The sequence below is a fragment of the Xanthobacter luteus genome (assembly GCF_040049235.1).
GTDB lineage: Bacteria > Pseudomonadota > Alphaproteobacteria > Rhizobiales > Xanthobacteraceae > Xanthobacter.
Window position 1 is genome coordinate 1,725,805 of the sequence record NZ_JBDZDO010000001.1, and the last position, 12,277, is coordinate 1,738,081.

Below are 12,277 nucleotides of genomic sequence, written 5' to 3' on the forward strand. Positions count from 1 at the left end.
CAGCCGAAGGAGGCGTCCATGGAGGAAGACCGTCCCGTCCCGCCCCCCGAGCCCCTGGCGGGCGCCGATCTCTCCCGCCTGTCGGTGGCGGAGATCGAGGTGCGGATCGGCATGCTCAAGGCCGAGATCGTCCGCCTCGAGGAGGCGCTGGCCAGGAAGAGGGCCTCGCTCGACGCCGCGAACGCGGCCTTCAGGCTCTGAGCGCCCGTTTGGAAATTGCCGCAGGCCGGCGCGCGCCTGCGCCAGCTCTTTTCGGCGTCATGGCCGGGCCTGTCCCGGAAATCGGCTGTTGCCGACTTCCGGCCCTGAGAACGGAACTCGCAAACATGCGGGTTCCGGCCATCCACGCAAATCGACCGGGAAAAGCCTTCCGACGGAAGCCCAAGCGGTTCGGCGGGGATGCCCGGCACAAGGCCGGCCATGACGCGGGAACGCGGCGCCGCCAACGCCAGAATTTCCAGGCCGGTTCAAAGGGTCGGCGCGACGCGCCCGGCGGCAGCGTGGTACGGCAGCCCGGCAGGGGGGGCGGGGTTTTTATCCCCAAGCCGTTAATCTCCCGTTAATTTTCGCGTCCCATAATCGCTTTGTCCGATGACGTGATTCTCCCGGACATCTGGCAACTCTCCCTGTCAGACTGAGAGCCGCCGCAAGGCGGCTCTTCTTTGCGGCGAAGGCCCGCTTTGCGCGGCCGATCCCCGACCCGGCCTCGCCACCCCCGCAATCCCCGCTATTTCCCCGCTTGGCGCCTTTACCGGCGCCACACCAAGGCGCATCTGTGCCCATGCCGCCCGCGCGAGAGCGGGCGAAACGGATCGGCGACGGGTGATGGGACGCTTCAGGCAGCCGGAGGACGCGGACCTTGTGGCGCGGCTCGTCGCGGACGTGCTGGACGCCGCGGCGTGCGCGCGGCACCTGCTTTCGGCGCCATGCGACGCCATCGGGCCAGGCAAAGACGGCGCCCGCGCGCCCGACGCCGCAGCCCGCGCCGCGCTCGCGCGCTTCATCGAGGAGACCGCGCTCGCCGCTGTGCTGCTGCGGGCGGCCCGCGAGGGCGACCTCGATCCGGAAGCGGCGCGGCGCGAGACGGAACGCCTCGGCCCCTGCCCCGATCTGGCCGGCCCTTGGCCGACGCCACTCCTGGCGCAGGCCGAACGCCTCGCCGGCCTTCGGCGCGCGCTCGCGGCCCAAGCCGCCGCAGATGCCGCCGCAGATTCCGCCGACCTTGCCGGCGCGCACGCCGGCAGGCCGGACCAACGCATGAAGCCGCGGCGGCGGCCTTGCGGCCGCCCGCGGCTCCGACTGGTCGAGAGCGAGGGGCTTTGAAGCGGGATCGCGCGCCGATCGAGCCGTGCGACCGGCGCATCCGCCTTGCGGGCGTCAGCGGGAACGGGCGGCCTGCGACTTGCGCGCGCAGGGCGCGCGCGCCGCTGCCGCAGCGATCACTTCTTGAGCAGCGCGCCGAACTTGTTCTTGAAGCGCGAGACGCGGCCGCCGCGATCCATGATCTGCTGGCTGCCACCGGTCCAGGCCGGGTGGGTGCGCGGGTCGATGTCGAGCTGGAGGGTGTCACCCGCCTTGCCGTAGGTCGAGCGGGTCGTGTACTCCGTGCCGTCCGTCATCACCACCTTGATGAAGTGATAGTCGGGATGGATGTCGCTCTTCATGGGTTCAATCCTTTTCGCCGCGCCGTGCCCCTTCACAGGGCGCCGCGACGCTCAATTTCGGTTCCTGCCGGAAGTGGCGGGTCTATAGCCGAGTGCATCCATTGACACAAGACGGGCTCACGACCGATCTTTCCGCCGCCCCCACCCCCAAGGCGCGGCGCGACCTGAAGCCGCTCGCCGGGCTCTGGCCCTATCTGTCGCGCTGCCGCGGCCGCCTCGGCGCGGCGCTCGCCGCGATCCTGGTGGCGACGCTCGCCACGCTGGCGCTGCCGGTGGCGGTGCGGCGCATGATCGATTTCGGCTTCGCCGCCGACCATCAGGGGCTGATCGACCGCTATTTCGCGGTGCTGGTGGCGGTGGTGGCGGTGCTCGCCGCCGCCTCGGCCGCCCGCTATTACCTCGTCACGACGCTGGGCGAGCGGGTGGTCGCGGACCTGCGCACCGCGGTGTTCGCGCGCCTCGTGACGCTGGATGGCGCCTTCTACGACCAGTCGCGCGCGGGCGAATTGACCTCGCGCCTGTCCGCCGACACCACGCAGATCAAGTCCGCGGTCGGCGCCTCGGCCTCCACCGCCTTGCGCAACCTGCTGCTGTGCCTCGGCGCGGTGGTGATGATGACGGTCACCAGCCCGCGCCTGTCCGGCCTGGTGCTGGTGGCGATCCCGGTCATCGTGCTGCCTCTGGTGGCCTCGGGGCGCAAGGTGCGCCGGCTCTCGCGCCAGTCCCAGGACACGCTCGCCGACGCCGCCGCCTATGCCTCCGAGGCGGTGGGCGCCATGCGGGCGCTGCAATCCGCCTGCGCCGAGGACACCGCGCGCGCCCGCTTCGACGGCGCCGTGGAGCGTGCCTTCGACGCCGCCCGCGACGCGTCGCGGGCCCGGGCGCTGCTCACCGCGGTCGCCATCTTCCTGATCTCCGCCAGCATCGTCGCGGTGCTGTGGGCGGGCGCCCAGTCGGTGCTGTCCGGCACCATGACCTCGGGCGAGCTGTCCCAGTTCGTGCTCTATGCGGTGCTCGCCGCCGCCTCGCTCGGCAACCTGTCGGAGACCTGGGGCGAGGTCTCGGCCGCCGCCGGCGCCGCCGAGCGCATCGGCGAGCTGCTCAAGGCCGAGCCGCAGGTGAAGGCCCCGGCGCGCCCGCACGCGCTGCCGGCGCGCGTTACCGGCGCCATCCGCTTCGACGAGGTGAGCTTTGCCTACCCCACCCGGCCCGATGCGCGGGCGCTCCATGGCGTGTCGTTCGAGATCCGTCCGGGCGAGCGGGTGGCGCTGGTCGGCCCCTCGGGCGGCGGCAAGAGCACGGTGTTCCAGCTGCTGGAGCGTTTCTACGATCCCCAGGGCGGGCGCATCCTGCTCGGCGAGGACGACATCCGCGCCTGCGACCCGCGCGCGGTGCGCCGCCAGATGGCGCTGGTGCCGCAGGAGGCGGTGATCTTCGCCGACACGGTGCGCGCCAACATCCGCCTCGGCCGGCCCGAGGCCACCGACGCCGAGGTGGAGGCGGCCGGCCGCGCGGCGCTGGTGGACGAGTTCGCGCAGAAGCTGCCGCGCGGCTGGGATACGCAGGTGGGCGAGCGCGGCGTCACGCTCTCCGGTGGCCAGCGCCAGCGCATCGTCATCGCCCGCGCGATCCTGCGGCAGGCGCCGATCCTGCTGCTCGACGAGGCGACGAGCGCGCTCGACGCGGAGAGCGAGAAGTTCGTGCAGACCGCGCTCGAGCATTCCATGGCCGGGCGCACCAGCCTGGTCATCGCCCACCGGCTCGCCACCGTCTTGTCCGCCGACCGCATCCTGGTGATGGAGGACGGGCGCATCGCCGACGAGGGCACCCATGCCGAGCTGGTGGCCAAAGGCGGGCTCTATGCCCGCCTCGCCACGCTCCAGTTCGACCAGGGCAATTGAGGCCGGCTCAGCCCGGCCGCCATGCCATGCGGCACGCGGCCGGCCACGGCCGCCACTCCATGCGGCACGCGGCCGCTTACGGCCGCCACTCCATGCGGAAGGTGCGCCGGCCGGAGCGCGGGTTCTCGCCCTCGGCGACGATGGCAAGGCCGATCTTCTGGTAGAAGCGCACGGCGCGCGGATTGTCCTGGTTCACGTCGAGCGCGATGAGGCTAGGGGAAATCGCCCGCGCCGCATCCATCAGCGCCTCGGCGGCGCCCCGGCCCCAGGCGTTTGGCCCCACCACCAATTGGTCGAGATAGCCGGTCTCGGGGTGGATCACGACGAAGCCGGCGAGCGCGCCCGTCGCCGCCTCCCGCGCGAGGCGGGTGCGCGCCCCGCCTGCGGCGAGCGCGGCGAGGTGCTCCACGATCCACGGCCGGCGCGCCTCGAAGTCGATCTGCGGCATGGCCTTGGCCCAGCTCGCCACCCACAGGTCGATCATCTGCGGCAAATCGTGCGGGCCGGCGTCGGCGATGGCGTAGGGCATCTTCATCCGCGATTCAGGGATAGCTCACCGCTCGGTCAGCTTCAGCTCGATGCGGCGGTTGCGGGCGCGGGCCTCGTCGGAGGTTCCGGTGTCGAGCGGCTGGAACTCGCCGAAGCCGGCGGCGATCAGGTGGCGCGGGCTGACGCCGCGGCCGATCAGATACTGCACCACCGCGATGGCGCGCGCCGCCGAGAGCTCCCAGTTGGAGGGGAATTGCGCGGTGGCGATCGGCCGGTTGTCGGTGTGCCCGTCGATGCGCAGCGCCCAGTCGATGTCGGGCGGGATGTTCTTCTCGAGCTCCAGGATGGCCGAGGCGAGCTTGTCGAGCTGGGGCAGCGCCTCGGGCTTGGGCACCGCCGAGCCGGGATCGAAGAACACCTCGGACTGGAACACGAAGCGGTCGCCCACCACGCGGATGTCCGGCCGGTTGCCGAGGATGTCGCGCAGGCGGCCGAAGAATTCCGAGCGGAACCGGGTCAGCTCCTGCACCCTCTGGGCGAGCGCCACGTTGAGGCGCCGGCCGAGGTCGGCGATGCGCGCCTGGCTCTCCTGGTCGCGCTTCTCGGAGGCGCCGAGCGCCTCCTCGAGCGCCGCCATCTGCCGGCGCAGGGCGCTGATCTGCTGGTTGAGCAGCGCGATCTGGTCGGCGGCGCGGGCGGCGGCGTCGAGCCCGGCGTCGCGCTCGCGGCGCAGCGCCTGCTCGCGGCCGGCATCGGGCGCGGCCGGCGCGCTCGCCTGCGCCCGCTGCAGCGCGTCGCGCTCGGCCTGGGTCGATTCCAGGCCCGCGCGCAAGGCCGACAATTCGCCCTCGAGGTTCTGCCCGCTCGCCCGCTCCAGCGACAACAGCTCGGTCAGCTGGCGGATCTGCGCCTGCAGGCGCTGCATCACATTGTCCTTGCCCGACATCTCCTGGGTCAGGAAGAACTGGGTGAGCATGAACACCGACAGCAGGAACACGAACACCAGCAGCAAGGTGGACAGCGCGTCCACGAAGCCGGGCCAGTAGTCGATGGCGCGCTCGCGCGCGCCGCGCCGTCCGAGGGCCATGGCGTCAATTCCTCCGCCGCGCTTCGGCCGAAGCCTCGTCGATGCGCTGGACCAGGCGGCGCAATTCATCCTGCTGGCCGCCCTGGGATTCGATCATCTGCTTCAGCAGCGCCTGCTCGGCGCGCATGTGGGTGACGAGGCCCTGGAGGCTCTCGGCGAGCTGCGCCATGGCGGTGGTCACCCGCTGCGAGCCGGCCTCGGTCATGGTCTTCTCCAGCCGGCCCATGGCGGCGATCAGCGGGTCGAGGTCGATGGGCGCGGGCGGCGGCAGCAGCGCGAAGGGCGGCGGCGACGGCGGGCTCTGGGCCGCCCGCTCCGAAGCCGCGCGCTCCGCCGCCGCGCGTTCGGCGGCGCCACGCTCGGCGGCGCGCTCGGGCAGCCGCTCCGGCGCGCGTCCGCCCTCGCGGAGCGCGGCGGGCGCCTGGTCGAGATCGCGCACGGTGGTGGAGAGCCAGTCCTCGAGATCGGTGTAGAAGCGGTTCTGCGCCTGGCCCGCCTGCAGATCCAGGAAGCCCAGCACCAGCGAGCCCGACAGGCCGAACAGCGAGGACGAGAACGCGATCCCCATGCCGCCGAGCGGCGCGGCAAGGCCGGTCTTCATGTCCTCGAACACCGAGCCGGCATCGGGACCGACCTGGAGCGCGCCGATCACCGTGCCGATGGAGGAGACGGTCTCCAGCAGGCCCCAGAAGGTGCCGAGCAAACCGAGGAACACCAACAGGCCGGTCAGATAGCGCCCGAGCTCGCGGCTCTCGTCGAGCCGGATGCCGATGGAATCGAGGATCGAGCGCATGGTGACCTGGGAGATGCTCATGCGGCCGATGCGGTCGCCCAACAGCGCCGCCATGGGCGCGAGCAGCGCCGGCGGGCGCGAGACCGCAAGGCCGGGGTCGGCGAGGCGGAACGAGTTCACCCAGTCGACCTCGGGAAACAGCCGCGCCACCTGCCGGATGGCGTGCACGACGCCCACGGCGAGCACCCCGAAGATCACCCCGTTGAGCCCGGGATTGTTCATGAAGGCATCGATGATCTGGCGGTGGAGAACCGCTGCCAGCGCCGCGCACAAGAGCAGGAAGACGATGATCCGCACGAGGAAGATGCGGGGCGACGACACCTTCAGGAATGGATCCACCACGCGCGCCATGGGCCGTCCCCGCTTTCCCTGGAGTGCGATCCTCACCAAATCGAGCCGAGCTGCCCGGTGATTCGCGGTTCTGAACTGAAGTCGGCGCCGACTATGGCACAGCGTGCCCCAAATGGAACCGCGCGGGGCGACAGGACCATGACGATGAGGCCTGCCGAGGGCGGTGCCGAGGGCATGGCCTGCTGCGCTGGCTTTTCCCCTGGACCCCGGCGCGGCGCTCCGGCGGCGCCGGCGCTTGGCGGGGGAACGGGCGGCTCCGGCGTCGTCGGGCCCGGAAGGACAGGCGCCGCCCGCGTGCCCCGGCCGAGTGGAACGGCGCGCAGCGCCGTGGACGGAGAGCCGGGGCCTAGCGCAAGGGTTCGCCGCAGGCGGCATCGCTTTCCCTTTGCGCAACCCGCGCCATTGGGAGCCCCTCCCCCTTGTGGGGAGGGGCAGGGGTGGGGGTGCCGGACCCGCTTGCCAAGAGGGGGGGCGTTGCCATTTGCCCTATGCCGCCGAGATGGCCGACGGGGCGTCTCTCATCCTCTGCCAATACCCCTGCCCTCCTTACACCCCCACCCCCTCACCCCTCCCCACAAGGGGGAGGGGAGTACTCCGCGAGGAGGGCACCGCCCGCGTGCCCCGGCCGACGGGATCGGCGGGCAGCGCCGTGGACGGAGAGCCGGGGCCCAGCGCAAGGACCCACGCCGCAGGCGGCCTCTCCGCCGCCTGCGGCGGCTTGCGTGCGGCCGGGAGCGAGGGTCGGGGCGGGTGCAGAGGGATTGCCCGCTGCGCGGGAGTCCTGCGCTGGACCGCGGCGCGGCGCTCCAGCTGTGCTGTCGCTTGGCCGGGGAACCAAAGCGCCGGCGGCGCGGTCGCCGGGCCGGGGAACGGCGGCGCCATCCGCAGCCGCCCACTTCAATGCCGGCGGGGGCTCCGGTACAGTCGGACGATGATTCGCGAACGGTAACGCGCGCGGCGCCACGGCGCGCCCCGCCGTTGAGGAAAGGACACCGGGTCTGATGGCGGCGCGCGTCCGGCAACGTCGCATCCGGAATGCCGGCTCGGGCGCCGAGCCGTCCGGCCGTGCCGCCGCTCGATCCGCACGCGCGCCGGCCGCGCTGCCGGGTCCAAAGCCGGCCGGTGCCACCGCCGCCCGCCTGCGGGCGAAGCGCCTCGCCGGCCCGGCCCTCGCCGCCTTCGTGTCCGCCCCCGCGCTCGCGCTCCTGGCCGCCGGCCCGGCCGAGGCCGCGCCCCAAGGCCTGCCGCCGGATCTCCTCTCCTTGTGGGTGCCGCTGTTCGCGGCGGGCGCGCTCACGCTCGCCGGCCTCGGCGCCATGCGCCTGCACCGGCGCGCGCGGCGCGCCGAGGCGCTGGCGCGCGCGGACGGCCAGGCCGCGGCGCGCGCCCGCGCCCAGCTGCGCACCCTGAAGGCCCTGCTGGTGCGGGACGCGCCCCATGCACTGGCCTGGTCGGCGCCGGACGAGGCGCCCGAGCCCATCGGGCTGCCGGAGGCGTCCTTCTCGCCCCTGCTCGGCGCCGCGGCGGCGGAGCAGGCGCAGGCCGCGCTCGTCGCGCTGCGCGCGAGCGCCGGCGAGGCGCACGTCGCGCGGTCGCTCACCGGCGCCGACGGGCGCCACTTCGCGCTCGAAGGCCATGCCCTCGGCGGCGCCGGCATCGTGCTGCTGCGCGCGCTGGCGCAGGCGGACGCCGCGCCGCACGACCAGGGGCTGAAGGCGCTGCTCGACGCGCTGCCGGCGCCGGTCTGGCAGCGCCGCGCCGACGGCGCCCTCGCTTATGCCAATGCCGCTTTTCTGCGGGTGGTGGGCGCCGCCTCCCTCGACCAGGCCCGCACCGGCGGGCTCGATCTGCTCGACGCCAAGGCGCGCGCCGCCGCCGGCGATCCCGCCCGGCAGGCCGGCCCGTTTCGCGGCCGCCTGAAGGCGGTGGCCGAAGGCCGGCGCTGCCAGTTCGACGTGGTGGAGGTCGCCGGCCCGTTCGGCTCCGCCGGCTGCGCCATCGACGTGACCGAGGCCGAGAGCGCCCGCGCCGAGACCGCGCGCACCGTCGCCGCCCACCGCCGCACGCTGGACCAGCTCACCACCGCGGTCGCCATCTTCGGCGCCGACGCGCGGCTCGTGTTCCACAACGCCGCCTATGAACGGCTGTTCGACCTGCCCCCCGCCTTCCTCGACCAGCACCCTTCGGACGGCGAGATCCTGGAGGATCTCAGGGTGCGCCGGAAGCTGCCCGAGCAGGCCAATTTCGGCGCCTGGCGCACGGCGCTGAAGGAAGCCTACCGCGCCATCGAGCCGGTGAACGACTTCTGGCATCTGCCCGGCGGGCAGATGCTGCGCGTCGTCATCACCCCCAATGCCGAGGGCGGCGTCACCTATCTGTTCGACGACCTTTCCGAGCACATGGCGCTGGAGAGCCGCTACAACAGCCTGATCCGGATCCAGGGCGAAACCCTGGACGGTCTCGCCGAGGCGGTGGCGGTGTTCGGCTCGGACGGGCGGCTCGACCTCTACAACGAGGCCTTCCTCGCGCTCTGGTCGCTCGACGCGCAGGCGCTGGGCGAGAAGCCCCACATCGACGCCGTGGCCGCCATGTGCCGGCCGCTGCACGGGGAGAGCTCGGCCTTCTCGCGCATCCGCGGCGTGGTCACCGCCATCGAGCGGCGCGAGCCGCAGGAGTTCCGCATCGAGCGCCCCGACGCGCGGGTGCTGGACGGCACCGCCCAGCCGCTGCCCGACGGCGGCACCATGGTGACCTTCCGGGACGTGACCGACAGCGCCCAGATCGAGCGCGCCCGCGCCGAGCGCGAGCGCGCGCTGGTGGAGCGCAACGAGGCGCTGGAGGCGGCGGACAAGCTGAAGAACGCCTTCGTCGGCCACGTCTCCTACCATCTGCGCACCCCGCTCAACACGCTGGTGGGCTATGCCGACATGCTGCGCGAGGGCATCGCCGGTCCGCTCAGCGCGCGCCAGCGCGAGTATCTCGACCACATGCGCCAGTCCTCCGACGCGCTGCGCGCGCTGATCGACGATCTGATCGACCTCGCCGCCATCGATGCCGGGGCCATGGAGCTCGATCTGTCGGAGGTGGACGTGGCCGAGGCGCTCGCCGGCGCCGCCGACGCGGCGCGGGACCTGGTGGAGGCGGCGAAGGTGCGCCTCGAGGTGACGGTGGCGCCCGGCGCCGGCAGCTTCATCGCCGATCCGCGGCGGGTGCGGCAGATCCTGTTCAACCTGCTCGCCAACGCGATCTCGGTCTCGCCCGAGGGCGCGCGCGTCACCCTCTCCGCCGAGCGGCGGCCGGACGGCCTCGCGCTCGCCGTGCGCGACGAGGGGCCGGGCGTGCCGCCCGAGGTGGCGCAGAGCCTGTTCGAGCGCTTCGAGAGCCGCAGCGCCGGCCCGCGCCACCGCGGCGTAGGCCTCGGTCTGTCCATCGTGCGCTCGTTCGTGGAGCTGCACGGCGGCACCGTGAGCGTGAAGGCGGCGGGAGGGCGCGGCAGCCTCGCCACCTGCCTGTTCCCCGCCACCGGCGCCGCCCGGCACGAGGCGGCGGAATGAGCCATCTGTTCCAGCGCGTCCCCGGCCGGCCCAACGCGTTCGCGGTCGACCTGCCCGACCTGCCCGCCGTCACCCGGCTGGGCCAGATCCTCGCCGCCTGGTTCGGCGCGCGGGACACCATCACGCTCTCCGGCGACCTCGGCGCCGGCAAGACCGAGATGGCGCGCGCCATCGTGCGCGCCTATGCCGGCGAGCGCTACATGGAGGTGCCGAGCCCGACCTTTCCGATCGTGCTCGGCTACGATGTGCCGCGCGGGCGCGTGGTCCATGCCGACCTCTACCGCATCGTCTCGCAGGAGGAGCTGGACGAGATCGGCTGGGACGAGATGGGCGACGACGCCTTCCTGCTGGTGGAATGGGCCGACCGCGCCGCCGGCCGGCTCGCCCCGGACCATCTCGACATCGCGCTCGGCCCGGCCCCCGACCTCGGCCCGGAGGCGCGGCGGGCGCTGCTCACCGGCTACGGCGCGGTCGGCGCCCGCCTCCAGCGCCTCGCCCTGGCCGAGGATCTAATCGCGGCCAGCGGCTTCGGCGACGCCGAGCGGCGCTTCCTGCAGGGCGACGCCTCGGCGCGCTCCTACACCCGGCTGATCCTGCCCGGGCGCAGCGCCATCCTCATGAACGCCCCACCCCAGCCGGACGGTCCGCCGGTGGCGCGCGGCCTGCCCTACAGCCGGCTGGTGCACCTCGCCGAGGACATCCGGCCGTTCGTCGCCATGGACCGGGCGCTGATCGCCCAGGGCCTGTCGGCGCCGCTGATCGAGGCCGCGGACCTCGATGCCGGCCTGCTGGTGATCGAGGATCTCGGCAATGTCGGCGTGGCGGAGGGCAATCCGCCCGCCCCGGTCAGGGAACGCTACGAGCTCGCGGTCGAGCTGCTGGCCGAGCTGCACGGGCGCGTGCTGCCGGGCCTGCTGCCGGTGGTGCCGCGCGTCGACCACGCGCTGGCGCGCTACGACAAGGACGCCTTCCTGGCCGAGCTCGATCTGATGCTCGACTGGTATCTGCCGGCCCGCGAGCGGCCGGTGGACGCGGTGGTGCGCGAGGAATACCGCCTGCTCTGGCGCGGCGCGCTGGTGCCGGTGCTGGCCGAGCCGAAAACCTGGGTGCTGCGCGACTTCCACTCGCCCAATCTGATCTGGCTCGAAGCGCGCGAGGGCCTGCGGAAGGTGGGGCTGATCGACTTCCAGGACGCGGTGCTGGGCCCGGCCGCCTACGATCTCGTCTCGCTCACCCAGGACGCGCGCGTCGACGTGCCCGAGGCGCTGGAGCTGCACCTCGTCAGCCACTACGTGAAGGCGCGCCGCGCCCAGGACCCGGCCTTCGACACCCGCGCCTTCGCCCGCTCCTACGCCACCATGGGCGCGCAGCGGGCGAGCAAGATCCTCGGCATCTTCACGAGGCTTGATCGGCGCGACGGGAAGCCCCATTACCTGAAGCACCTGCCGCGGATCCGGCGCCATCTGGCGCGCAGCCTCGGCCATCCGGACCTGCGGGCGCTGAAGACCTGGTACGAGGCCGTGCTGCCGCCCAAGGACCTCGTCCAGGACCTCGTCCAGGACCCCGCAAGGGACGCCGCAAGAGACAGTGCCTGAGACCCGACCCAGTGAGGGACCTTCCCCCGTGACGCGCATCGATACCGCCATGGTGCTCGCCGCCGGCCTCGGCACGCGGATGCGCCCTTTGACCGACACCGTGCCGAAGCCGCTCCTGAAGGTGGACGGGCGCACGTTGCTCGACCGCGTGCTGGACCGCGTCGCCGAGGCCGGCATCGGCACCGCCATCGTCAACGTGCACCACCATGCCGACCTCATGGAGGCGCACCTCGCGCGCCGCCAGGGGTCGCCGCGCATCCTCGTCTCGGACGAGCGCGACCTGCTGCTGGAGACCGGCGGCGGGGTGGTGCGGGCGCTGCCGCGCCTCGGCGGCAAGCCGTTCCTGGCGATCAATTCCGACACCATCTGGATCGAGGGCCTCAGGGCCAACATCCCGCGCCTGTGCGAGACCTTCGACCCGGCGCGCATGGACGCGCTCTTGCTGGTGGCGGCGAGCGCGCTCTCCATCGGCTATGACGGGCTCGGCGACTTCACCATGGACACCGAGGGCCGCCTGGAGCGGCGCGGCGAGCGCCACGTCGCGCCGTTCGTCTATGCCGGCGCCGCGGTGCTCGCGCCGGCGCTGTTCGCGGGCATGGACGAGGCGCCGTTCTCGCTCAACCGGGTGTTCGACCGGGCGGCCGGCGCCGGGCGGCTCCACGGCATCCGCCTCGAGGGCATCTGGATGCACGTGGGCACGCCGGATGCCATCCCCCGCGCCGAGGACGCGATCCGGCGCTCCAGCGACTAGAGCGCGATCCGATCAAACGCACGCAATTTGATCGGTGAATCGCCCTCGAAAATCGATAAAAGGGAACGCGTCGTCCGATCAGCTTGCGGTGC

At 72.9% G+C, this 12,277-nt stretch carries 10 protein-coding genes; 6 read left to right on the forward strand and 4 right to left on the reverse strand.

Features of this window, described 5'->3' with window-relative positions; all coding sequences use genetic code 11:
* Positions 1 to 18: 18 nt before the first annotated feature.
* Together ABLE88_RS08350 and ABLE88_RS08355 are read left to right on the forward strand one after the other, a co-directional pair.
* Positions 19 to 201 (forward strand): DUF1192 domain-containing protein, encoded by a 183-nt coding sequence (locus ABLE88_RS08350; protein WP_348830979.1) that lies wholly within the window; start codon positions 19 to 21, stop codon positions 199 to 201.
* Between the two features lie 624 nt (positions 202 to 825).
* On the forward strand, positions 826 to 1,323 hold the full coding sequence (locus ABLE88_RS08355; protein ID WP_348830980.1) for a hypothetical protein: 498 nt from the start codon (positions 826 to 828) through the stop codon (positions 1,321 to 1,323).
* A gap of 116 nt (positions 1,324 to 1,439) precedes the next feature.
* Here the strand turns inward: ABLE88_RS08355 and rpmE are convergent, their stop codons facing one another.
* The gene (gene rpmE / locus ABLE88_RS08360; RefSeq protein WP_348830981.1) at positions 1,440 to 1,664 is read right to left on the reverse strand and encodes a 50S ribosomal protein L31; all 225 of its coding nucleotides are present in this window, start codon (positions 1,662 to 1,664) and stop codon (positions 1,440 to 1,442) included.
* Positions 1,665 to 1,756: 92 nt separating this feature from the next.
* Between rpmE and ABLE88_RS08365 the strand changes: the two genes are divergently transcribed.
* On the forward strand, positions 1,757 to 3,565 hold the full coding sequence (locus ABLE88_RS08365; protein WP_510182863.1) for an ABC transporter transmembrane domain-containing protein: 1,809 nt from the start codon (positions 1,757 to 1,759) through the stop codon (positions 3,563 to 3,565).
* Between the two features lie 76 nt (positions 3,566 to 3,641).
* On the opposite strand, the gene ABLE88_RS08370 is transcribed toward ABLE88_RS08365, so the two are convergent.
* The 3 genes from ABLE88_RS08370 to ABLE88_RS08380 are packed head-to-tail and all read right to left on the reverse strand — an operon-like array spanning position 3,642 to position 6,285.
* Entirely contained in the window at positions 3,642 to 4,100 is a 459-nt protein-coding gene (locus ABLE88_RS08370; protein WP_348830982.1) for a GNAT family N-acetyltransferase, read from the reverse strand.
* Between the two features lie 18 nt (positions 4,101 to 4,118).
* Positions 4,119 to 5,141 (reverse strand): peptidoglycan -binding protein, encoded by a 1,023-nt coding sequence (locus tag ABLE88_RS08375; RefSeq protein ID WP_348830983.1) that lies wholly within the window; start codon positions 5,139 to 5,141, stop codon positions 4,119 to 4,121.
* Between the two features lie 4 nt (positions 5,142 to 5,145).
* Complete coding sequence (locus tag ABLE88_RS08380; protein WP_348830984.1) at positions 5,146 to 6,285, reverse strand: flagellar motor protein MotA; 1,140 nt, start codon at positions 6,283 to 6,285, stop codon at positions 5,146 to 5,148.
* A 1,001-nt stretch (positions 6,286 to 7,286) separates the two neighbouring features.
* Here ABLE88_RS08380 and ABLE88_RS08385 point away from each other — a divergent pair.
* From ABLE88_RS08385 to ABLE88_RS08395, 3 genes are read left to right on the forward strand one after another with little or no spacing between them, the layout of a single operon-like run.
* On the forward strand, positions 7,287 to 9,839 hold the full coding sequence (locus tag ABLE88_RS08385; protein WP_348830985.1) for a PAS domain-containing sensor histidine kinase: 2,553 nt from the start codon (positions 7,287 to 7,289) through the stop codon (positions 9,837 to 9,839).
* On the forward strand, positions 9,836 to 11,434 hold the full coding sequence (gene tsaE, locus ABLE88_RS08390) for a tRNA (adenosine(37)-N6)-threonylcarbamoyltransferase complex ATPase subunit type 1 TsaE (protein WP_348830986.1): 1,599 nt from the start codon (positions 9,836 to 9,838) through the stop codon (positions 11,432 to 11,434). The genes ABLE88_RS08385 and tsaE overlap by 4 nt, the downstream gene beginning before the upstream one ends.
* A 49-nt stretch (positions 11,435 to 11,483) precedes the next feature.
* Entirely contained in the window at positions 11,484 to 12,185 is a 702-nt protein-coding gene (locus tag ABLE88_RS08395; protein ID WP_348831120.1) for a nucleotidyltransferase family protein, read from the forward strand.
* Positions 12,186 to 12,277 lie beyond the last annotated feature (92 nt).